Source organism: Rhodococcus sp. 5G237 (assembly GCF_053764735.1).
This window is the reverse complement of the sequence record NZ_JBSNCD010000006.1, coordinates 26158-48151: the sequence shown is the minus strand read 5'-3', so window position 1 is coordinate 48151 and position 21994 is coordinate 26158. Positions and strand designations below refer to the sequence as shown.

The window sequence follows — 21994 nt, the reverse complement described above, 5'->3', positions numbered from 1 at the left end:
GCGTGCTGCGAATGGGGTTGACCGGAGGAATCGGCGCGGGCAAGTCGACCGTCGCCAAGGAGCTTGTCGAACTCGGGGCGGTGATCGTCGACTCCGATGTCGTCGCCCGGGAGATCGTCGCTCCCGGCTCCGAGGGACTCGCCGAGCTCGTCGACGCCTTCGGTGAGGACATCCTGCAGCCCGACGGCACCCTCGACCGCCCGGCCCTGGCGGCGAAAGCGTTCGCCAGCGAGGATGCCCGCGCGGTTCTCAACGCCATCACCCATCCCCGGGTCGGGCGCCGTACCGCCGAGCTGGTCGCCGCTGCGCCCGACGACGCGGTGGTCGTGCAGGACATCCCGCTGCTCGTCGAGGGCGGGATGGCGCCGGCCTTCCACCTCGTCGCCGTCGTGCATGCCGACGAGACGGAGCGGATCCGGCGCCTCGTCGAACTGCGCGGCATGCCCGAGGCGGACGCCCGCGCGCGGATCGCGGCGCAGGCGACGGAGGAACAGCGGCGCGAGGTCGCCGATGTGTGGCTCGACAACACCGGTGATCAGCAGGTGCTGGTCGAACAGGTCCGGACGCTGTGGAACGACCGCCTGGTGCCGTTCGAGAAGAATCTGCGCACCGGCACGGTGGTCGGGGTTGATCCGGTGCTCGTGCCCGCGCGCGAGGAGTGGCATCGACAGGCGCAGCGGCTCATCGCCCGGCTGGCCCTCGCAGCCGGAGGCGCAGCCAAGCGCATCGACCACGTGGGCTCCACCGCGGTGCCCGGCCTGGCCGCCGTCGACGTCATCGACCTGCAGATCACCGTCGGCGACCTCGCGGCCGCCGACGCGCTCGCACCCGCGCTGGCCGCTGCGGGCTTCCCGGGCATCGACGATGTGGTGACCGACGAACCGAAGCCGTCCTACGGTGCCGGGGGAGAGACCGACCCGGCGGTCTGGGAGATGCGGTTGCACGGCAGCGCCGATCCCGGTCGTCCGGCGCGGGTGGCGGTCCGGGTGGACGGCTGGCCCGCCCAGCAGTTCGCGTTGCTGCTGCGCGACTGGCTGTCCGCGGTCGACACCGCGAGGCGCGAGTACGCCGACCTCAAGGCCGATGCCGCCACTGAAGCGGCACAGAAGTCGGATCCTGCCGAGGCGGCCGCGACCTACGCGGCGCTCAAGGCACCGTGGTTCGACCGGGCGCATCATCGCGCGTGGGAGTGGGCCGAGAGCACCGGCTGGTCGGCCTAGGGAGTCCGGATCCCGGGCGGAGACCCGCCCGGGAATCTTCCGGACGCTCCGTCCGTTAGGGTAGTTGACAGTTCAACTACTTGACGGAGGTTCGACCGTGCAGTTCGGCATCTTCACCATCGGCGACGTCACGCGCGACCCCACGACGGGCCGGGTCCCCACCGAACACGAGCGCATCGTCGCGATGACGAAGATCGCGCTGAAGGCCGAGGAGGTGGGTCTGGACGTCTTCGCGTCCGGCGAGCACCACAATCCACCCTTCGTCCCGTCCTCGCCGACGACGATGCTCGGCTGGATCGCCGCGAGGACCGAGAAGCTCATCCTCTCGACCGCGACCACCCTCATCACCACCAACGACCCGGTGAAGATCGCCGAGGACTTGGCGATGCTGCAGCACCTCTCCGGCGGCCGCGTCGACCTCATGATGGGACGCGGGAACACCGGACCGGTCTACCCGTGGTTCGGCAAGGACATCCGGCAGGGCATCCCGCTCGCCATCGAGAACTACCACCTGCTGCGACGGCTCTGGCGCGAACGCGTCGTCGACTGGGAGGGCAAGTTCCGCACACCGCTGCACGGCTACACCTCCACCCCGTGGCCGCTCGACGACACCCCGCCCTTCGTCTGGCACGGCTCCATCCGTTCGCCCGAGATCGCCGAGCAGGCCGCCTTCTACGGCGACGGCTTCTTCCACAACAACATCTTCTGGAACAAGGAACACATCCAGCAGATGATCGCCCTCTATCGGCAGCGGTTCGAGCAGTACGGTCACGGCGCCGCAGACCAGGCCATCGTCGGGCTCGGCGGCCAGGTGTTCATGGCGGAGACCGAGGCCGAGGCGAAGCGGATCTTCCGTCCCTATTTCGACAACGCTCCCGTCTACGGTCACGGCCCGTCGCTCGAGGACTTCTCGACGATGACACCGCTGACCGTCGGCACACCCGAGCAGGTCGTCGAACGCACGCTCGGTTTCGCCGACTACGCCGGCGACTATCAGCGTCAGCTGTTCCTCATGGACCACGCCGGCCTGCCGCTCGACGTCGTGCTCGAGCAGATCGAGATCCTCGGCCGGGAGGTCGTGCCGGTGCTGCGAACGGAATTCGAACGTCGCCGCCCCGCCCACGTGCCGTCCGACCCGCCCACGCACACCACCCTCGCCGCGCAGGGGGCCGACTCGGCGCACCGCCAGGTGATCCCGGCCCGCATCGACCTCGTGCCCGAGGAGGCGGACGTCCGATGACCCGCCGCATCGTCGTCGTCAGCGGCGGCTTGTCCGAACCGTCCACCACCCGTCTGCTCGCCGACCGCATCGCCGAGGCCACTCGCGTCGCGGTCGGCGCGCGGGGCGACCACGCGGAGATCGAGGTGATCGAACTGCGCAGCCTCGCGACGGATCTCGCCACCACCTTCACCGCCGGTGTCCCCACCGCGGCGGTCGCGCGGGCCCGCGAACAGCTCGCGACCGCCGACGCGCTGATCGCGGTGAGCCCGGTCTTCGCCGCCGGCTACTCGGGCCTGTTCAAGATGTTCTTCGACGCGCTCGATCCGGACACGCTCACCGGTGTGCCCACGGTGATCGCCGCGACCGCGGGCAGCGCCCGGCACTCGCTGGTCCTCGACCATGCGATGCGGCCGCTGCTGAGCTACCTGCGCGCGCTCGTCGTGCCCACCGGCGTCTTCGCCGCCACCGACGACTTCGGAGAGAGCGATGCCGCCACGGCGCTGAAGGCGCGGATCGACAGGGCTGCGGACGAACTCGCCGAACAGATCACCCGTAGCACGGGATCACCACACGTGGTCTCGGACGCCTCGCCCGCCGGACGGCCGCGCGTGTCGGGGAACGCGGTCCATACGGACGGACCGTCCTTCCGGGAACTGCTCGGTGCTCACCTGGGGTGACCCCCGACGTCGCGGTCCGGTCGGCCGTCGGCCGGTAGGTGCGCGCTGAGCAGGTCCGCGGCCAGAGCGCGCAACTCGGCCGCCGGGCCGTTCACCCGATACAGTCCGCCGACCGCCAGTGCCCCACGATCGAGAGGTGCAGTCGATCGGCCAGCCGGTCGCTGTGGCCCGGCCGTGTACTGCGCATACGTTCCGGCGGGATAAGGGAACCAGGCCAAACCGAATACCCGGTCCCCGACCTCGGACCACAGGAACCAGCTCGGTTCCGATGCGAGGGGTGAGGGGATCGGTGGCGATATCGAGCACCCGACACCAGACGCTCTCGGGTAGTTCGGGTATCCGGTCCATCAGGTCGAGACCCAGCGATTCCCCCGACGAGGGCAACGGATTCGGTTCGCTTCGTGTCATTGCTCATCCTTCCGGGTTTCTCCGGCCGTTCGGTGCCCTCCGTGCCGGCCGCCCCGATCGTCGTTGCCGGATCGATATGGGGCCGACCGCCGGTCGGAGGCGACTCATTCTGCGCCGAGCAGTGCCGGACTCCGCAGATCGACGAGTTGCCCACGGGCGCGACTGATTCGGCTCTTCATCGTCTGCACACCCACTCCCTGATGGGCTACGATCTCGGCGTAACCGAGTTGTGCATCTTCGCGCAACACGATCGCGACCCGAAACTGTTCGGGGAGAAGGAAAAGGGCTCGACGGACCGCATCACCGTCGACCGCGCTTCTCGGCGAGAAGTATTTCCCCGGATGCGTATTCGTCCCCGACCCGGTCGCCGGGGACCTCGCCACGTCGTCTGCGCACGACGGCGAGCGCCGCATTGCTCGCGATGCGATACAGCCACGTTCCGAATGCTGCTGTGCCACGGAACGTGTCGAGATTCCTCCACGCCGCGATCAGTGCATCCTGCAGTCAACTCGGCCTCGTTCATCGAGCCCCCTGACCACCCCGAGCAGTCACATTGTCCCGCATGCACATTCGAGGCTCTGCTCGACGGGCGGGGGAGTTACGAATATGCCGTGGTTCGACGTGGTCGACGCCGTCGGGGGTAGCGTCGACCACCCGTCGACAATACCGCGAGATCAGTTCTCTCCCAAGATCATCTCCTCGGATCGGACGAATTTCACGTACTGGGTGGCCACCCGCTGTGACATCGTACGAAGCGAGTCGTTCTCGGGAGCCTCGTTCCCCACCGGTCGCAGTCCCGAGGACTCTGCCATGTACCACCCGTGGACCATCAGGCACACACGCGCCCGCCCCTGCGCCACATCACCCGACCAGCAGCGTGTGTCGGGGATGTTCTGCGGAACCGTCTCGTCCTCGACGAGGTCCGGATACATCTCCCGGGTCGTCTCGACGAAGTCGTCCCGCAGTAGCTCCACCTCTGCGGCACCGGCCATGCGGTAGACGTTCGACGCGGCCTTGGCGATCCGGTCGGTTCCGGTGACCTCGATGATCCTCTCGGTACGTGCGGGATGAGGAGATCGCCGGCACCGTCCGCCAGGACGGCGCGCGTGGCACGAGATGTACGCCTGGGCCGGCTCTCTCCTCGGCGTGCGAACACGGATCGATACGTGACGCGGATCGGAGAGCGCGGACCGCATGAATGTGCCCCGCCCCGGCGGATCCGTGACGCCATTCACAACTGTTCGGTGGGAACGTGCCGAACGCCATGACCTCACGAACTCGGCGCCCGGGACCGCGCGCATGCGGTCCCGGGCGCCGAAAGGAAATTCCGCGGGGAGGGTCAGATCAGATCTTCGCCGTTCCGTCGGGCCTGCAGCCACTCCTTGAAGAACCCGCGGCACAGCACCGCCAGTACACCGGCGACGAGTACGGGCCACATCAGGACGTAGATGGTCAGTGCGAGCGTGCTCATCGATTCTCCTTCTCCAGAGTGGTTGCCGCGGGGTTCTTCTCGGGCGCAGCGTCGTTCTCGGGTGCGTTGTCCTCCGCCACGTCGAAGTCACCGACACGCTGCGCGATGACCTCGAAGTCGAAGTCCTCGTCGGAGTTCACGGACATCGCCCAACAGATGACCGTGCTGACGGCGTAGGCGACGAGCGAGGCGCTGAGCACGGCGTAGTCGTGGACCGAGCCGAGCGCGAAGGGCGCCACGGCCACGGCGGCGACGACACCGACGATGCGTGCGGCCCGGAGTCCGAAGAAGCCGAACGCCATGAGGCCCGCGATCACGCCGACACCGATCACCGATGCGATGTCCACCGTCCAGGGGATCACCCCGTCCATCGGGAACCATCCGAAACGCACCGGCAGGAACGCCGCCAGGGCGACGAGCACCGAAATCGTGAACGCCTTGTTGGTGACCTTGTGCCAGTAGAAGCTCGCGATGACGGGGAAGACCAGCGCACCCCACAGTGCACCGACGAACACGAGCAGGTCGAGGATGCTCAGCCGCATGCTCGCGAACGCCACGGCGGCGGCGGTCGCGACGACCATCGTGGCGCGCCCGATGAACAGCATCCGCTTCGGATCGGCGTTGCGAGTGCCGCCGGCGATGTTCTGGCCGTAGATGTCTGCCATGACGATCGACGACAGCGCCGACAGATCGGAATCGGCCGTGGACGACAACGCGCCGATGATCATGACGAAGAACACGACGACCAGTGCCGTGGGCAGGAACGACGCCACCATCTGCGGCACGATGTTGTTGACGTCGCCGTCCATCGGATCGACGCCCAGGTACAGCGCGAGCACACCGAACATGCCGACGCCGATGACGGTCGCGCCGTAACCGATCGTCGCGGTGACGAAGGTCGGCTTGATGAGATCCTCGCGCACCGCGAACAGGCGCTGCGCGATCGTCTGGTTGCCGATGGCGTACGCGAGCACGGCTGCGATGTACGGCGCGCCCTGGTTCAGGAAGGCGTCGCTCGAGAAGAAGTCGCCCTGCTGGTCGGTGAGGTTCGCGGACCCACTGTCGAACGCGTCGGGGAAGCCGGTGACGAAGAAGACCGCCGGGATGATGACGACGACCGCACCGAGCATCGCCACGACCTGCACGAAGTCGGTGAGCACGGACGCGCGGAAGCCGGACCACAGCGTGTAGAGCAGCACACCGGCAGCGATGAAGACGACGCCCTGGACGAAACCGAACGGCGAGATCAGCGAGATGAGCACGCCGCCGGCGATGAAGTTGGACATCAGGCTGATCAGGCTGCCGACGAGGTTCGAGCCGGCCAGCATGAGCTGGCTCGACCGTCCGTGCCGGGCGAACATGACCTCGGCGAGGGTGTGCGCCTTCGGCGCGACCGCGCGGATCCGCTTGCCGAAGGGGTAGATGAACAGGATCATCAACGCGCCCCACAGCCCGTAGTGGATGGGGCCGGAGATGCCGTAGGTGTATCCGGAGGTCGCCGAGGCGTACAGCGAGGACGCCCAGATCCAGGTGGCAGTCATGCTGGCCGCCGACACCCCGAAACCGACCTTGTTGCCGGCGGTCATGTAGCCGTCGGCGTTCTCGTCCTTCTTCCCGATGCGGGCGGAGATGAGAAGCGTTCCGCCGTAGAAGAATACGAGTAGAGCAACGATCGTCGCGGCGCTGAACTGAACGAGCTCGGTGCCGTTCACTGCGACCTCCTTCGTCTTCGCGTCACGTCCGCAGCGTTCGGAGCGCAGCGGAACCCCGGGGCGCGCTGTGCGCGTCCTGTCCGTCGGTTCCGCTTCGGTGTCGGTCCGATCCACTGCCGGACGGTGGGCATGCGTCGAGCGCCCGATCGGCCAGGGGCCGGCGGGCACGGCATACCGCTCCAGCAGGGCACGCCCGGATCCGGGCGTGTGCCGACGAAGAGATCGGCGGCGTTCTCGTCGGCGCTCGTGGGCTGCACGGGCGCGCGCCGCCGGCGCGAGGGGTGTCCTCGGTCGGGCGATGTGCACGCGGAGGGGCGATCCGGGCCGGCCCCGATGGTCGCCTTCTCGGTGCACTGCTTCGCCGGCCGAGGCAGATTACCATGTCCTTTGCGGCAGTAACTTTTTCGCTCCTGCACCCCCGCTGTCTGCGCAGGTGACGGCACCTGCGCAGCGGTGGTGCGCGTCAGCGCCAGGAGACGGGCGCGCCCCGTTCCCGCAGCCACGCATCGAGGTCGTGCCCGTGCGCGGCGATGCCGTCCACCGCCCGCAGCGCCGTGTCGATCGCCGTCTCGGCCGCGGCCGCGTCGATCATCCCGGTGGTGACCGCGACCACCAGTTCGTCGATGTCCTCGACGATCGTGTCGCGGCCGGTACGGACGATCAGGTCGAGATAGTGGTCGCGGGAGTACCAGACGTCGCCCTCGCGCCGGAACTCGCCGACGTCGACGTACCGGTCCTGGTCGCGTTCGTTGCCCGGCGTGAAGTGGAAGATCGAGGCCCGCAGGCGCAGGTCCGGCAGCAACCACGATTCGAGATAGTGGAACTGCGGGTGGTCGGACGGTCGCGCCATGTACAGGCCCCACTCCTCGACGCGGTACTCGTCGACCGCGCGCACGAAGCCCTTCGGGTCGATGTTGGTCTTCGCGGCGACGTCGAACGTCTCGGTCTTCACGGGATGCGGGGTCGCGGACACGGGATGCACGCTAGCGGGCGAACCGTGCCGCACGCAGGACCACGATACGTGTCGGTGGGAGCGCTTACTCTGGATTCCATGGCGTTCGCAAGTGAACATCCCGTCGTCGCACACTCCGAGTTCCGGCCGGTGGGTGAGATCGAGCGCACCGAGGCCCGCTTCGAGGTCGTCAGCGAGTACGAACCGGCCGGCGATCAGCCCGCCGCCATCGACGAGCTCGAGCGCCGGCTGAAGTCGGGGGAGAAGGACGTCGTCCTGCTCGGTGCCACCGGTACCGGCAAGTCCGCCACCACCGCGTGGCTCATCGAGCGCGTCCAGCGACCCACCCTCGTGATGGCGCCCAACAAGACCCTCGCCGCGCAGCTCGCCAACGAGCTGCGAGACATGTTGCCCAACAACGCGGTCGAGTACTTCGTCTCGTACTACGACTACTACCAGCCCGAGGCGTACATCGCGCAGACCGACACCTACATCGAGAAGGACTCGTCGATCAACGACGACGTCGAGCGGCTGCGGCACTCCGCCACCTCGTCGCTGCTGTCCCGCCGCGACGTCGTGGTGGTCGCGTCCGTCTCGTGCATCTACGGTCTCGGTACCCCGCAGTCCTATCTCGACCGGTCCATCCAGCTCGAGGTCGGTGTGGAAGTGCCGCGCGACGCGCTGCTGCGCCTGCTCGTCGACGTCCAGTACGCCCGCAACGACATGGCGTTCACCCGCGGATCGTTCCGCGTCAAGGGCGACACCGTCGACATCATCCCCGCCTACGAGGAACTCGCCGTGCGGATCGAGTTCTTCGGCGACGAGATCGACGCGCTGTACTACCTGCACCCACTCACGGGCGATGTCGTGCGCAAGGTCGACTCCCTGCGCATCTTCCCGGCGACCCACTACGTGGCCGGCCCCGAGCGCATGGAACGCGCCGTCGCGAGCATCGAGGCCGAGCTCGAGGAGCGCCTGGCCGATCTGGAGAACCGCGGCAAGCTGCTCGAGGCTCAGCGTCTGCGCATGCGCACCCAGTACGACATCGAGATGATCCGGCAGGTCGGCTTCTGCTCCGGCATCGAGAACTACTCCCGTCACATCGACGGACGCCCCGCCGGGTCCGCGCCGGCGACGCTCATCGACTACTTCCCGGAGGACTTCCTCCTGGTCATCGACGAGTCGCACGTCACCGTGCCGCAGATCGGCGCGATGTACGAGGGCGACATGTCGCGCAAGCGCAACCTCGTCGACTTCGGTTTCCGTCTCCCGTCGGCGGTCGACAACCGGCCCCTGACCTGGGAGGAGTTCGCCGCCCGCATCGGGCAGACGGTCTACCTGTCGGCCACCCCCGGCCCGTACGAGCTCGGGCAGACCGGCGGCGAGTTCGTCGAGCAGGTCATCCGCCCCACCGGCCTCGTCGACCCGCAGGTCGTCGTCAAGCCCACCAAGGGTCAGATCGACGATCTCGTGCACGAGATCCGCGAACGCGCCGAGCGCGACGAACGTGTCCTCGTCACCACGCTCACCAAGAAGATGGCCGAGGACCTCACCGACTACCTGCTCGAACTCGGTATCCGGGTGCGCTATCTGCACTCCGACATCGACACCCTGCGCCGGGTCGAACTGCTGCGACAGCTGCGTCTGGGCGAATACGACGTGCTCGTCGGCATCAACCTGCTTCGTGAGGGTCTCGACCTCCCCGAGGTGTCGCTGGTGGCGATCCTCGACGCCGACAAGGAAGGCTTCCTGCGGTCGACGACCTCGCTGATCCAGACCATCGGCCGCGCGGCCCGCAACGTCTCCGGCGAAGTGCACATGTACGCCGACAAGATCACCGACTCGATGGCGCGGGCCATCGAGGAGACCGAACGGCGTCGCGAGAAGCAGATCGCCTACAACACCGAACACGGTCTCGATCCGAAGCCGCTGCGCAAGAAGATCGCCGACATCCTCGACCAGGTCTATCAGGAGGCCGAGGACACCGAGGCCGTCGAGGTGGGCGGCTCCGGCCGCAACGCCTCGCGTGGTCGCCGAGCCCAGGGCGAGTCCGGGCGGGCCGTCAGCTCCGGTGTCGTGGAAGGTCGCGACACCTCGACGATGCCGCGCGCCGAGCTCGCCGATCTCGTGCAGCAGCTCACCGACCAGATGATGCAGGCCGCCCGCGACCTGCAGTTCGAGTTGGCCGCACGGCTCCGCGACGAGATCTCCGATCTGAAGAAGGAACTACGCGGGATGGACGCCGCGGGCCTGAAGTAGTCACCCGCCCCGGTCGGCGCCGGCGACTCGGTAGGGTCGCTTCCCATGGATCCCACTTCGGCCGGGCGTGCTGCCCGCGCACTCGAACTGCTGCACGCGGTCGTCTACTTCGCGCCGGACATCGCGAGCGAACTCGCCGCGCTGGGCGTCGACAGACCGGCTGCGCAGTACTTCGGTGGACGCGCGGCACCTCTGGGTGCTGTCGGCCCCGGGGTGGTGACGGCGACGTTCTACAGCTTCTCGCCCCGCCTGGTGGCATCGGCCGTCCCGGCCGTGTGGCAGAGCGCCGAACCGGCCGCGATCATCGCGGCGCGGTTGCGCGGACTCGACGCTCTCCACCGGCGGGTCCTCGGGCAGGACGTGCTCGATTCTGCGGAGATGAGCGAGGCTGCGGAGCTCGCGGCAACCGCGGCGCGGGCGATCCCCGGTCCCGACGGGCGCCCACTCTACGCCGCCCACGCCGACCTGCCCTGGCCCGAGGTGGCGCACCTGCGGCTGTGGCACGCCCTGACGCTGTTGCGCGAGTATCGCGGCGACGGTCATGTCGCGGCGCTGCAGACCGCGGGACTGGCGGGTCTCGATGCGCTCGTCACCCACACGGCGACCGGTATCGGCTTCGCCACCGATCCCGCCCGGAAGCTGCGGGGCTGGTCGCGGGACGAGTGGGCGGACGCCGAGAAGGAACTGCGCGGGCGCGGGCTGCTCGACAAGCGTGGCGAGCTCACCGGCGAAGGATTCGAGGTGCGTGAGCTCGTCGAGGATCTCACCGACGACCTGGCGGTCGCGCCGTGGATTGCGCTCGGTGACGAGGGTGTGGAGCGTCTGCTCGACCTCGCGTTGCCGTGGCGCGATGCCTTCGTCGACGCCGAGGTGTTCCCCGCCGGCCTCTTCGGCCCGCGTTACGGTGACGCGCGGTAACATCAAACGCGATTGTGGGATGAGACCCAAACGTCCCACCCGGGCCGCCCATCCCGCTACTGTCGACGCAGCGTATGGCGGGGGAGCGTGCGTGTCCTCCGTCGACGACGGCATCGGCGGCACGCGTCGATGGACCACACACCTGATGGAGGATGAATGAGCGCCTACCGGACCATAGTCGTCGGAACCGACGGTTCCGAATCGTCGTATCGGGCCGTGGAGAAGGCAGCTGCTCTGGCCGGCGACGCCGGCGCCCAACTGGTGATCGCCTGCGCCTACTACCCGGCCGACCCCAAGGACACCGCGCAGGCCGCCGACGCGCTGCGCGACGAGGCGTACCAGGTCACCGGCTCGGCACCGACCTACGAGATCCTGCGCACCGCACGGGAGAAGGCGACCGTCGCCGGTGCCCGCAAGATCACCGAGCGCCCCATCGTCGGTGCCCCCGTCGAATCGCTCCTCACGCTCGTCGAGGAGGTCGACGCCGATCTCATCGTCATCGGCAACCGCGGCCTCAACACCCTGACCGGGCGCCTGCTCGGCTCCGTCCCGTCGGACGTCGCCCGCAAGGCCCTGTGCGACGTGCTGGTGGTGCACACCGTCCGCTGACGGATCAGCAGTACTCCTCGCGGACGGTCTCGAGGTAGCGCGCGGCGGCATCGTCCGCCGACATGCGCGACCCCGAGGCGCCCGCGGCATAGGCGGCGATCGGCCGGAGCGTGACGAGGACGTCGTGCTCCGGCACGCCCGCGCTCAACTGGTCGCACACCCCGCGCACCACCGCAAGCACCGTGTCGTCCTTGACATCGGCGACCAGACCGGAGGCATCCAGCGCCTCCCTCACCCGCAGGAACCGCACGTCGGGCGGCGTCGACGAGGTCGGGGTGATCGACGTCGTGGACGTCGCGGCCTGCGCTTCGTCCTGGGTCGGCGTCGCCGATCCGCACGCGGCGGAGACGAGGAACCCGCTCAGCGCCGCGATCGCCGCGCACCCCGCTCGACGTATCCGGTGGTGCGCTGCCCGATAGGCCACGTGTTCGTTCCCTCCGCGGATGATCCGTCCCAGTCTCCCTGCCCCGAAGGACGGTACCGTCCGGTGACCGGTCCTGGGGTCCGCTCGACGGTGTCGGCCGAACCGTGTCGCCTCAGCAGTGTGTCGGTGCCGCGAGACCGGTCAGCACGTCCGGCAACGGCTCCGAGTGCACCACCCCGAGACGCTGGGTGGCGCGGGTCAGCGCCACGTACAGGTCGTTCATCCCGCGTGAGGAATCGGTGAGGATCTCCGCCGGTTCGATGAGCAGCACCGCGTCGAACTCGAGACCCTTGACCTCCTTGACGGTCGCGACCGTGACCGACTCGGACGCGAGATGCTCCCACGCACCCACGAGCCGCGCCGGAACGAGCACGGCCGTCGTGCCCGGGCCGGTCTCGGCGTCGAGCGCGGCCTGGACGGTGGTGAGCACCGCGTCCGCGTCGACGTGCTGCGCCCACGGCTCGAAACCGGACTCGCGCACCGACTGCGGCGGCACCTGGTCGGGATCGATCTCCGCGAGCACCGCGTGGGCGATCCGCATGATCTCCGCCGGGGTGCGGTAGTTGACCGTCAGTTCGGTCTTCTTCCACCGGTTCGCGACGTACGGTTCGAGGATCTGCTGCCACGACTCGGTTCCCGCCGGATCCCCGGTCTGCGCGGTGTCGCCCACCAGGGTCATCCAGCGATTCGGGATGCGGCGCATGATCGTTCGCCATGCCATCGCCGACAACTCCTGCGCCTCGTCGACGATCACGTGACCGTACGTCCAGGTGCGATCGCCGGCCGCCCGCTCCGCCGTGGTCTCGTGGCGACGGTGGTTCTGTCGTTCGGCGAGCTGGGTGGCGTCGATCAGGTCGTATGCCATGAGCAGTTCGGGATCGAGATCGTCCTCGAGATCCTGCGGTGCCGAACCGGTGAGGATGTCGAGTGCGCCCTGCGCGTCGGCGATCTGCTTGCGCCAGCGCCGCTTCGCGCGCTCACGTTCGGCGGCGTCGTCCACACCGAGCAGCTCGGCGAGCTCGTCGAGCAGGGGAGCGTCGGCGGCGCTGAAATGCCCCGGTGCATCGGGGCGGTGCAGCGCGTCGAGCTGCTCGTCGGTCAGCGCCGGGGCCGCCGACGCGATCCGGTCGCGGGAGGCCAGCAGATCCGAGAGCACCTGCTGCGGGGACAGTTCCGGCCACAGCGCGTCGATCGCAGCGACGATGTCGGGGTCCGAACGCATCTCGGACCGGATGTCGTGGATGTCCTCCCGGCTCAACAGATTCGCGCCGCCGAGCGGGTTCGATCCGATGATCCCGGCGAGCTGGTCGGCGAGGGCGTCGATGACCCCGTTCACGAAGATGGGCCGGGCCAGGTTGTGCGGTCGGCGGGACGACCGGGCGCGACCCCGCGCGCGGGTCACCATCTTGCGGTCGAGGGTGAGTGCGTAGGTGTCGAAGCTCAGCTGCACGGGGGAGCGGGGCACCTCCTGCCGGTCGCGGACGGCCTTCTCGAGCACCTTCACCATGTCCAGGGAGCCCTTGAGCTCGCCGGCCACGGGATCGTCCTCGACTGTCGGCGTGACGCCCGGATACAGATCCCCGACCGTCGACAGCAGTACCCCGGTCTCACCGAGCGAAGGCAGCACCTGACCGATGTAGTCGAGGAAGCGGCTGTTCGGGCCCACGATGAGCACACCGCTCTTGGCCAGCTGCTTTCGGTAGGTGTAGAGCAGGTAGGCCGCGCGGTGCAGCGCGACCGCGGTCTTGCCGGTGCCCGGACCACCCTGGACGACGAGGACACTGCGATGCTCGGACCGGATGACCGCGTCCTGCTCGGCCTGGATCGTCGCCACGATGTCGTGCATCTGCCCGGTGCGCGCGGCGTTCAGAGCGGCGAGCAGTGCCGATTCTCCGGCCACGCCACCGGCCGGCGGGGTGTCGGCGTGCTCGAGGGCGGCGTCGAGGTCGAGGTACTCGTCGTGCAGTGCGGTGACGGAGCGGCCGCGGCTGCGGATGTGGCGACGCAGCACGACACCGTCGGGCGCGGCGGGGGTCGCGAGGTAGAACGGGCGGGCCTGCGGCGCGCGCCAGTCGAGCAGCAGCGACTCGTAGTCGTTGTCCTCGTCGAGGATGCCGAGGCGGCCGATGTAGCGGGTCTCCGCGCCGTCCTTCGTCGTAGGTCCGGAGGCGTCCGTCCCGTCGTCCCGCACGTCGATGCGACCGAAGCACAGGCCGTGCTCGGCGGCGTCGTACTTCGCGATGTCCTCGGTGTACATGTGGGTGTACGACTCGCGTTCGCTGCGCGCCTGAGGGGTGCCTCCGGTCTCGCGCAGCACGCGGGCCAGCCGGGTCTTCGCGTACTCGCGCAGACCGTCGAGATGCGTGTAGAGCATCGCCACGTAGGCCTGCTCGCGATCGAGCTCCGGATGGGACGCGCCATCAACCGGCACAGGGACTCCTCGGGGATAGACAGGACGAGATCGCTCGCCGCCGCAGGGGTGACGCGTCGACGAAAGTGCCCGAGAAGTCTAGTCGCCGCAGGAGGGAAACGGGCAGAAAGCCTGATCACAGCAGTGTGGGTGTGCGATTTTCCCGCACGCCCTCCCCCCCCCCCCCCCCACCACTGTGCCGTACCGGACTACTTCTTCTTCTCGATGCTCTTCTCGAGCGCCTTCAGGTTCTTCGCGAGCTTCTTCTCCGCCTTCGTGCCCTGCTTGCGCGCGGCCTCGGCACGCAGACGGGCCTTCTCCGCGGCGACGTGGGCCCGAGCATTCAGGATCGCGGACTGCTCCTCGGCGAGCTTGGCCCACTCCGAGCTGCGATCGACCGTGGTGTCCCACAGCTTCGAGCCACGCTTGCGGGCGACGTCGGCGAGCTCGGGGGTGCGTTCGCGCGCCAGCCCGAGGAGTTCGGTGCCGCGTTCGCGGGCGCCCTCGGCGAGCTCTGGGGCGCGCTCCCGCGCGACACCGAGGATCTCGGCGCTGCGATCGCGCGCACGCTCGGTCAGCACCGGGCCGCGGTCGCGGGCGACCTCGAGCAGTCCGCTGCCCCGCTCGCGCGCGGCCTCCGCGAGTTCCGGTGCCCGTTCCTTGGCGATCTCCAGGAAGTGGCCGCCCTGCTCGCCGGCTTCCTCGGTCAGCGTCTTCACCCGCTCGGCGACGGTGTGCAGCGCTTCGGCGGTGTGGCCGTCCGAGGAATGGCTCGGCAGCGCGGCGGCCACCGACTTCTGCGCGGCACGCGCGGCGCGACGGCTCCGCCAGCCGAGCGACGGCTTGCCCTCGGTGTCCACGGCGGCGATGAGCAGACCACCCATCAGGCTCACGTTCTTGATGAGCTGGGTGCGCTGCTGGGCGCGGGCATCGGGGTCCTCGACGTTCCAGAAGTCGTGTCCCGCAACGGTTGTCGGCACGAGGCTGCCGATCAGGGCGAGAGCGGACAGGCGAGGCGCCTTGCCGAGTGCGAACAGCGTCCCGGCGCCGATCTGCACTGCGGCGTTGATCTGGACGAGAGTCTCGGGATTGCTGGGGAGCCGGTCGGTGATCGACGCCGGCAAGGCGTTCACAGCCTGATCGAGCCCGGGCTGCGCGGCACCTGCTTTCGGCTCGGGCTTCCGCAGGGCGTCGATACCCCCGGCGATGAAGATGGACGCGAGCATGGGCCGCGCAATTCTCCGGACGAGCATGTGGTTCCTCCCGTGGTCGGCTGTGTTTCCAAACCCTGACACAGGTACCCCGGGCGTCACGGGAATATGCGCGAAGCAGGGTCGAAGGACACGAAGCGGTATTTCGGACCGTACGGAAATCAAAGAAATCCCGAATCAGACGCCGATGGGTGCCACCTCTCCGGGCTCACCTCGACGGCTGTTCCTCCGCGCAGGCGGACGGAACCTCGGGCGGTCGATCCTCGGTGGTCAGGGGTACTTCCGCGACGGTCTCGAACAGATGCGGACCCGACGCGGTCTCGACGCTCCGCTCGATGGTCAGACGCGCAGCACGTCCTCGTGTCCGCAGCGTGGCGATCTGGTTCCCGAAGCTCGGACCTGTCATCTTCGACCACGAGAACGACGCCTCGGGAACAGCCGTCACCCGGCCGAGGATCAGTCGCACGACGCGCTCCGCCGCGCGGCTCCACGCAGCGCGGAAGGCGAGCCGGACGGCTGCCGGGACGTGGTTGTGCAGGGGCGAACAGGTCAGCTGGTAGACCGCGCCGGCGGTCGGCGTCGCGAATCGGACGCGGGCGGCGTAAGCATGGTGCACGTCGCCCGAGAGGACGCAGATCGTCGCGGGCGCGCGGCCGGACGTTCCGGCGCGACGTCCGGCGGCAACATCCCGCAGCAGCCGTGCGAGTCGCTCGAACGAATCACGGAAGGCCGACCAGTGTTCGAGATCCGCGGCGCGGCGGAGTTTCTCGGCCCAGCGTGCCGATCGGGCACCGCGCGCACCGGATGCAAGCTTCTCGTCCCACGCCTCGAGGTCGTGCATCGCGCGGGGGAGGAGCCACGGCAGCGACGTGCCGATCAGCAGGTGGTCGTAGTCGCCGTCGGTCTGCTCCTCGATCCAGTCGAACTCCGGATCGGACACCATGTCGCGCCGGTCGGGGGTGAGCACCCGGCCGCACCGCGAATCGATCACCAACAGACGCACCGGTCCGAAATCGCGGCGGTACGACCATCGCACCCCTTGACTGCCGTCGGCTTCCTCGTCGGCACCGGACGCGAACGCACGCAGGATCGGTTCGGCGTCCCCGGCGCAGTTCCGCACCCGATCGTAGAGGGGGTCCTCGTCCAGTTCGGCGGGGGAGAGGTTCCCGAGATGCTGATAGATCCAGTACGACGCCAGCGCCCCGACGATGCGTTCCTCCCACCACGTGGAGGCCTCCACCTCCCTGCGCCACGAATAGGAGGTGTTCCAGTCGTCGTGCACGTCGTGATCGTCGAAGATCATCGAGGTCGGCACGGTCGACAGCAGCCACCGGACGTTGTCCTGGGACCACGACCGGCTGTACAGCCAGGTGTACTCCTCGAAGTCGCGTACCTGGGCCCCGGGCGGTTCCGACAGATCGTGACGCTCACCGACCCGGCGCTTCATTTCCTCCGACAACTCGTCGGCGTAGACCTGATCTCCCAACAGCAACAACGCGTCGGGCCATTCGTCGATCGGCAGGGAACGCATACGTTGCGCGTAGGCGACGAGGGCATCCTTCCCGAGTACGGTTGTCGGTTCCGCGCTCGCCGAGGCAACCCGGCACGATCCGAAGGCGAGCACGAAGCCCTCGGGGTCGTCTCCCGCGGTCCTGATCAGCGGCGGTGCAACGCTGGCGGGCGGCCACACGACCCGGCCGTCGAGATCCACCTCGTAGGGCGTCACCGATCCGGGTTCGAGGTCTCGGACGGTGACGAGCGCGTAGTGGTGTCCCGCAACCGTCCATGTGGGTTCCGAACTGCCGAGCACGCGCACCGTGCAAGGCTCGGACGTCTCCACCCAGATCGTGGCGTCCGTGTCGCCGATGTGCCGAAGCACCGGCCCCAGTACGAGATCCGCCACAGTGTCAGGCCTCCGTGCTCGTGCGAGCTCGTCCGGTTTTCGAGCGTACTCGCGGCAGTGGCGCACAGGAGGATTCCGGCGAACTCCGATCCCCGTTCGGCCTCCGGGACTCCGCGACGGGGCGCACCCTGGAACGGACGCAACCGCATCGTCCCGCTCGGGTCGGTGCCGCGTGCTGGAAGGGGGCCCGGACATGACCGACGCAGAGGATCCGACCCGCTGGGATCGGCTCGACGACGAAGAGAAGAGACAGGCGAAGGAGAAGGCCGAGGAGATCGACCGCATGTACGAGCCGGGAGCACGACCGACCACGGTCGTGCCGGGCACGAACGGGATGGTCTCGGGAACGGCCTTCGCGGACACGGTGGGCGAGCGCTCGAACGACGCCGAGCAGGTCGATGGAGAGAACGGTGAGTCGGGCCCGAGTGCGGAACACGCACCCGAGTGAGTTGCCTCAGCGACCGGTACGAAGATCACCGTCAACGGAGCGTTGTGCCAGGCAGCTTGATGGAGCGGCGTGTACCGCGACCGACCGCCGGGTCGCCACAGGTTGGGCCCGAGGTGCGAAGCGGTGGTGTCGAGGAGTGAACACGGTCGACCAATCCGCCTTACGGGCGGCATCGGCCAGCGCGTGCGCGGTTACGAGCCCGTCGCCAACGAAATGGTCCGAACTGCCGTGCCAGACTGCTTCGGGTGAGGGGTCGGTCATCGGACGGCACCTGCCGACCACCGAACGACGTGTGCCGCGTGCAGAACAGTCACCAACCCCGCTCGCGCCACTCGCCGAGATGCGGACGCTCGGCGCCGAGGGTCGAGTCCTTCCCGTGTCCGGGGTAGAAGATCGTCTCGTCGTCGAACCGGTCGAAGATCTTGGACTCCACGTCGCCGAGGAGCGATCGGAAGGCGTCGTCGTTCGGGGTCTTGCCGACCCCGCCGGGGAACAGCGAGTCGCCGGTGAAGATGTGCGTGCGATCCGTGCCCTGTTCCGTGAGGACCAGCGCAACCGAGCCCGGAGTGTGCCCTGAGAGATGGATCACCTCGAGATTCAGCTCACCGATCTGCACGGTGTCGCCCTCGGCCAGGATCCGGTCGGGCTTCACCGGCAGGGGACCGGCGTCGAGCTCGTGCGAGGCGGTCGGCACACCGGTCTCGGCGGCGACCCGCTCGAGGCCCTGCCAGTGATCCCAGTGCTGATGGGTGGTGACGATCAGTTCGAGCTCCGGCGCATTGTCGCGGAGGAACTGCACGAGACGGTCGGGTTCGTTTGCGGCGTCGATGAAGACGGACTTGCCGGTGGCATCGTCGGTGACGAGATAGGTGTTGTTGTTCATCTCGCCGACGGCGAGTTTGACGATGCTCGCTCCGGGAATCCTTCGGCGTTGCGCGGGTCCGCCGGGAGTGACGTCGCCGGTGTAGGTGTCCTCGATGATCACGGGCTGCTGCGTCATGCAGCCAACCTACCTTCGCGTGCACGCGCGTGAGCCCCGGGCGCGCGGTGTTCGTCACGGAAACGTGTCGGTACCCGCGCCTACCATGGCTGAGGGCCGAACTCCGGCCTTGTCTACAGGAAGGATGTGGCGTGGCAGACCGCCTGATCGTGCGTGGAGCCCGGGAACACAACCTGCGTGGTGTCGACCTGGACCTGCCGCGCGACAGTCTGATCGTTTTCACCGGACTGTCGGGTTCGGGCAAGTCGAGCCTCGCGTTCGACACCATCTTCGCCGAGGGGCAGCGGCGCTACGTCGAGTCGTTGTCGGCCTACGCCCGCCAGTTCCTCGGACAGATGGACAAGCCGGACGTCGACTTCATCGAGGGCCTGTCGCCCGCGGTGTCGATCGACCAGAAGTCCACCAACCGCAACCCGCGGTCCACCGTCGGCACCATCACCGAGGTCTACGACTACCTGCGTCTGCTCTATGCGCGGGCCGGCACTCCGCACTGCCCGGTCTGTGGTGAGCAGATCTCCCGGCAGACGCCGCAGCAGATCGTCGACCAGGTGCTCGAGATGGAGGCCGGAGCCCGATTCCAGGTCCTCGCGCCCGTCGTGCGCACCCGCAAGGGCGAGTTCGTCGACCTCTTCGAGCAGTTGACCATCCAGGGCTACTCCCGCGTGCGCGTCGACGGGGTCGTCCACCCCCTGTCCGATCCACCGAAGCTGAAGAAGCAGGAGAAGCACGACATCGAGGTCGTCGTCGACCGCCTCGCCGTCAAGCCCAGTGCTCAGCAGCGCCTCACCGACTCCATCGAGACCGCGCTGCGACTCGCCGAGGGTGTCGTCGTGCTCGACTTCGTCGATCGCGAGGAGGACGCCCCCGACCGCGAACGCCGGTTCTCCGAGAACCTGGCGTGCCCGAACGCGCACCCGCTGTCCATCGACGAACTCGAGCCTCGGTCGTTCTCCTTCAACTCCCCCTACGGCGCGTGCCCCGAGTGCGCGGGTCTCGGCGTGCGCAAGGAGGTCGATCCCGATCTCGTCGTGCCCGACCCGGATCTGAGCCTGGCCGACGGCGCGATCGCGCCGTGGTCGATGGGTCAGAGCGCCGAGTACTTCGGCCGACTGCTGTCCGGCCTGGCCGACGCCCTCGAATTCGACATCGACACCCCGTGGCGGAAACTGCCCGCCAAGGTGCGCAAGGCCGTGCTGGAGGGCAGCACCGAGCAGGTGCACGTGCGCTACAAGAACCGCTACGGCCGCGTCCGCTCGTACTACGCCGAGTTCGAGGGCGTCATGCCGTTCCTGCACCGCCGCCTCGAGCAGTCCGAGTCCGAGCAGGCCAAGGAACGCTACGAGGGCTACATGCGGGAGATCCCGTGCCCGGCCTGCGCCGGTGCCCGCCTTCGTCCCGAGATCCTGGCCGTGACGGTCAGCGCGGGCGACTTCGGAGCGATGTCCATCGCCGAGGTGAGCGACCTGTCGATCGCCGAGTGCGCACGCTTCCTCGACAGCCTCGTCCTCGGCGCGCGCGAGGCCGCGATCGCCGGGCAGGTCCTCAAGGAGATCCAGGCCCGGCTCGGCTTCCTGCTCGACGTCGGACTCGACTACCTCACCCTCTCGCGCGCCGCGGGCACCCTCTCCGGTGGTGAGGCCCAGCGCATCCGTCTCGCCACGCAGATCGGTTCCGGTCTCGTCGGCGTGCTGTACGTGCTCGACGAACCGTCCATCGGTCTGCACCAGCGCGACAACCGTCGCCTCATCGACACCCTCACGCGACTGCGCGATCTCGGCAACACGCTCATCGTCGTCGAGCACGACGAGGACACCGTCCGCGCCTCCGACTGGGTCGTCGACATCGGACCGCGCGCGGGCGAGCACGGCGGGAAGGTCGTCCACAGCGGCACCTACAAGGAACTGCTCGACAACCCCGAATCGCTCACCGGTGCCTATCTGTCCGGACGCGAGGAGATCGAGATCCCCGCGCTCCGGCGGCCGATCGACAAGGGCCGGCAGGTCACCGTCCTCGGTGCCCGCGAGAACAACCTGCGCGAGATCGACGTGTCGTTCCCGCTCGGCGTTCTCACCTGCATCACCGGTGTGTCCGGCTCCGGGAAGTCGACGCTCGTCAACGACATCCTCGCCACGGTGATGGCCAACAAGCTCAACGGCGCGCGGCAGGTCCCCGGACGGCACACCCGCATCAACGGACTCGACCAGCTCGACAAGCTCGTCCAGGTCGACCAGTCGCCGATCGGCCGCACCCCGCGGTCGAACCCCGCGACCTACACGGGTGTGTTCGACAAGATCCGCAGCCTGTTCGCGTCCACCACCGAGGCGAAGGTGCGCGGCTACCAGCCGGGCCGGTTCTCCTTCAACGTCAAGGGCGGCCGCTGCGAGGCGTGCTCGGGCGACGGCACGCTGAAGATCGAGATGAACTTCCTGCCCGACGTGTACGTGCCGTGCGAGGTGTGCCACGGCGCCCGCTACAACCGCGAAACGCTCGAAGTGCACTACAAGGGCAAGACCATCGCCGAGGTGCTCGACATGTCGATCGAGGAGGCCGCGGAATTCTTCAAGCCGGTCACCTCCATCCACCGCTACCTCAACACGCTGGTGGAGGTCGGTCTCGGTTACGTCCGCCTGGGCCAGCCGGCGACGACTCTGTCCGGTGGTGAGGCGCAGCGCGTCAAGCTCGCCGCAGAGCTGCAGAAGCGCTCCAACGGGCGCACCGCGTACATCTTGGACGAGCCCACCACGGGTCTGCACTTCGAGGACATCCGCAAGCTGCTCGGGGTCATCAACGGTCTGGTCGACAAGGGCAACACCGTGATCGTCATCGAGCACAACCTCGACGTCATCAAGACCGCAGACTGGATCATCGACATGGGTCCCGAGGGCGGTTCCGGCGGCGGCACAGTGGTCGCGGAGGGCACTCCGGAAGAGGTGGTCACGGTGGAGGAGAGCTACACCGGACGCTTCCTCGCGGAGATCCTCGATGGACGAACCACCGCGCCCACTCCGGCGCCTGCACGCAAGCGGGCGGCGAAGACGACCAAGGCGACTGGAAGCAAGGCTGCTGCGACGAAGACGGCCGCCACGAAGACGGCAGTGAAGGCGAAGACCACCAAGAAGAAGGTGGCCGCCGCGAGCTGACGAGCCGAGC

General features: G+C 68.4%; 17 protein-coding genes and 1 pseudogene. 8 read left to right on the top strand and 10 right to left on the bottom strand.

The window, feature by feature from the left end; all coding sequences use genetic code 11:
* Positions 1 to 2: 2 nt before the first annotated feature.
* The 3 genes from coaE to ACWPOC_RS15090 all read left to right on the top strand — a co-directional run bounded on the left by coaE (position 3) and on the right by ACWPOC_RS15090 (position 3119).
* Positions 3 to 1220, top strand: coding sequence for a dephospho-CoA kinase (coaE, locus tag ACWPOC_RS15100; protein WP_183070713.1), 1218 nt, complete (start codon positions 3 to 5; stop codon positions 1218 to 1220).
* Between the two features lie 97 nt (positions 1221 to 1317).
* Entirely contained in the window at positions 1318 to 2460 is a 1143-nt protein-coding gene (locus ACWPOC_RS15095; RefSeq protein WP_455408925.1) for an LLM class flavin-dependent oxidoreductase, read from the top strand.
* Positions 2457 to 3119, top strand: a complete 663-nt coding sequence (locus tag ACWPOC_RS15090) for a CE1759 family FMN reductase (RefSeq protein ID WP_120283046.1) — start codon at positions 2457 to 2459, stop codon at positions 3117 to 3119. Before ACWPOC_RS15095 ends, ACWPOC_RS15090 begins: the two co-directional genes overlap by 4 nt.
* 512 nt (positions 3120 to 3631) lie before the next feature.
* Here the strand turns inward: ACWPOC_RS15090 and ACWPOC_RS15085 are convergent.
* The 5 genes and pseudogenes from ACWPOC_RS15085 to ACWPOC_RS15065 all read right to left on the bottom strand — a co-directional run.
* Positions 3632 to 4031 (bottom strand): annotated as a pseudogene (locus tag ACWPOC_RS15085) (sigma-70 family RNA polymerase sigma factor); the annotation flags it as partial.
* Between the two features lie 170 nt (positions 4032 to 4201).
* Complete coding sequence (locus ACWPOC_RS15080; protein ID WP_455408924.1) at positions 4202 to 4723, bottom strand: DUF7373 family lipoprotein; 522 nt, start codon at positions 4721 to 4723, stop codon at positions 4202 to 4204.
* Between the two features lie 143 nt (positions 4724 to 4866).
* Complete coding sequence (locus ACWPOC_RS15075; protein WP_220659986.1) at positions 4867 to 4998, bottom strand: putative transporter small subunit; 132 nt, start codon at positions 4996 to 4998, stop codon at positions 4867 to 4869.
* Complete coding sequence (locus ACWPOC_RS15070) at positions 4995 to 6710, bottom strand: sodium:solute symporter family protein (RefSeq protein ID WP_120284351.1); 1716 nt, start codon at positions 6708 to 6710, stop codon at positions 4995 to 4997. Before ACWPOC_RS15070 ends, ACWPOC_RS15075 begins: the two co-directional genes overlap by 4 nt.
* Positions 6711 to 7173: 463 nt before the next feature.
* On the bottom strand, positions 7174 to 7692 hold the full coding sequence (locus ACWPOC_RS15065; protein WP_160876903.1) for a DUF402 domain-containing protein: 519 nt from the start codon (positions 7690 to 7692) through the stop codon (positions 7174 to 7176).
* Between the two features lie 69 nt (positions 7693 to 7761).
* On the opposite strand from ACWPOC_RS15065, the gene uvrB reads away from it, so the two are divergent.
* The 3 genes from uvrB to ACWPOC_RS15050 all read left to right on the top strand — a co-directional run bounded on the left by uvrB (position 7762) and on the right by ACWPOC_RS15050 (position 11448).
* Positions 7762 to 9921 (top strand): excinuclease ABC subunit UvrB, encoded by a 2160-nt coding sequence (uvrB, locus tag ACWPOC_RS15060; RefSeq protein ID WP_016692792.1) that lies wholly within the window; start codon positions 7762 to 7764, stop codon positions 9919 to 9921.
* 45 nt (positions 9922 to 9966) lie between these two features.
* Positions 9967 to 10839, top strand: a complete 873-nt coding sequence (locus tag ACWPOC_RS15055) for an SCO6745 family protein (RefSeq protein ID WP_455408923.1) — start codon at positions 9967 to 9969, stop codon at positions 10837 to 10839.
* Between the two features lie 156 nt (positions 10840 to 10995).
* Positions 10996 to 11448: a universal stress protein gene (locus ACWPOC_RS15050; RefSeq protein WP_059381080.1), complete on the top strand. Its 453-nt coding sequence runs from the start codon at positions 10996 to 10998 to the stop codon at positions 11446 to 11448.
* A 4-nt stretch (positions 11449 to 11452) separates the two neighbouring features.
* On the opposite strand, the gene ACWPOC_RS15045 is transcribed toward ACWPOC_RS15050, so the two are convergent.
* From ACWPOC_RS15045 to ACWPOC_RS15030, 4 genes are all read right to left on the bottom strand, one after another.
* Positions 11453 to 11872: a DUF732 domain-containing protein gene (locus ACWPOC_RS15045; RefSeq protein WP_455408922.1), complete on the bottom strand. Its 420-nt coding sequence runs from the start codon at positions 11870 to 11872 to the stop codon at positions 11453 to 11455.
* Between the two features lie 112 nt (positions 11873 to 11984).
* Complete coding sequence (locus ACWPOC_RS15040; RefSeq protein WP_455408921.1) at positions 11985 to 14303, bottom strand: HelD family protein; 2319 nt, start codon at positions 14301 to 14303, stop codon at positions 11985 to 11987.
* 188 nt (positions 14304 to 14491) lie between these two features.
* Positions 14492 to 15535 carry a DoxX family membrane protein gene (locus ACWPOC_RS15035; RefSeq protein WP_202400264.1) on the bottom strand — a complete coding sequence of 348 codons (1044 nt, stop codon included), beginning with the start codon at positions 15533 to 15535 and terminating at the stop codon, positions 14492 to 14494.
* Between the two features lie 166 nt (positions 15536 to 15701).
* Positions 15702 to 17396 (bottom strand): alkaline phosphatase D family protein, encoded by a 1695-nt coding sequence (locus ACWPOC_RS15030; RefSeq protein WP_455408920.1) that lies wholly within the window; start codon positions 17394 to 17396, stop codon positions 15702 to 15704.
* A gap of 193 nt (positions 17397 to 17589) precedes the next feature.
* Between ACWPOC_RS15030 and ACWPOC_RS15025 the strand changes: the two genes are divergently transcribed.
* The gene (locus ACWPOC_RS15025; RefSeq protein ID WP_120284349.1) at positions 17590 to 17844 is read left to right on the top strand and encodes a hypothetical protein; all 255 of its coding nucleotides are present in this window, start codon (positions 17590 to 17592) and stop codon (positions 17842 to 17844) included.
* Between the two features lie 310 nt (positions 17845 to 18154).
* On the opposite strand, the gene ACWPOC_RS15020 is transcribed toward ACWPOC_RS15025, so the two are convergent.
* Positions 18155 to 18844, bottom strand: a complete 690-nt coding sequence (locus ACWPOC_RS15020) for an MBL fold metallo-hydrolase (RefSeq protein ID WP_455408919.1) — start codon at positions 18842 to 18844, stop codon at positions 18155 to 18157.
* Positions 18845 to 18975: 131 nt separating this feature from the next.
* Between ACWPOC_RS15020 and uvrA the strand changes: the two genes are divergently transcribed.
* Complete coding sequence (uvrA, locus tag ACWPOC_RS15015) at positions 18976 to 21984, top strand: excinuclease ABC subunit UvrA (protein WP_455408918.1); 3009 nt, start codon at positions 18976 to 18978, stop codon at positions 21982 to 21984.
* Positions 21985 to 21994: the final 10 nt, after the last annotated feature.

Coding starts and splice junctions, on each gene's coding strand:
- ACWPOC_RS15055 (WP_455408923.1), top strand. CDS start 9,967: ATGGATCCCACTTCGGCCGGGCGTGCTGCCCGCGCACTCGAACTGCTG.
- ACWPOC_RS15035 (WP_202400264.1), bottom strand. CDS start 15,535: ATGCTCGTCCGGAGAATTGCGCGGCCCATGCTCGCGTCCATCTTCATC.
- ACWPOC_RS15080 (WP_455408924.1), bottom strand. CDS start 4,723: ATGCGGTCCGCGCTCTCCGATCCGCGTCACGTATCGATCCGTGTTCGC.
- ACWPOC_RS15025 (WP_120284349.1), top strand. CDS start 17,590: ATGACCGACGCAGAGGATCCGACCCGCTGGGATCGGCTCGACGACGAA.
- uvrB (WP_016692792.1), top strand. CDS start 7,762: ATGGCGTTCGCAAGTGAACATCCCGTCGTCGCACACTCCGAGTTCCGG.
- ACWPOC_RS15050 (WP_059381080.1), top strand. CDS start 10,996: ATGAGCGCCTACCGGACCATAGTCGTCGGAACCGACGGTTCCGAATCG.
- ACWPOC_RS15020 (WP_455408919.1), bottom strand. CDS start 18,844: ATGACGCAGCAGCCCGTGATCATCGAGGACACCTACACCGGCGACGTC.
- ACWPOC_RS15090 (WP_120283046.1), top strand. CDS start 2,457: ATGACCCGCCGCATCGTCGTCGTCAGCGGCGGCTTGTCCGAACCGTCC.
- ACWPOC_RS15075 (WP_220659986.1), bottom strand. CDS start 4,998: ATGAGCACGCTCGCACTGACCATCTACGTCCTGATGTGGCCCGTACTC.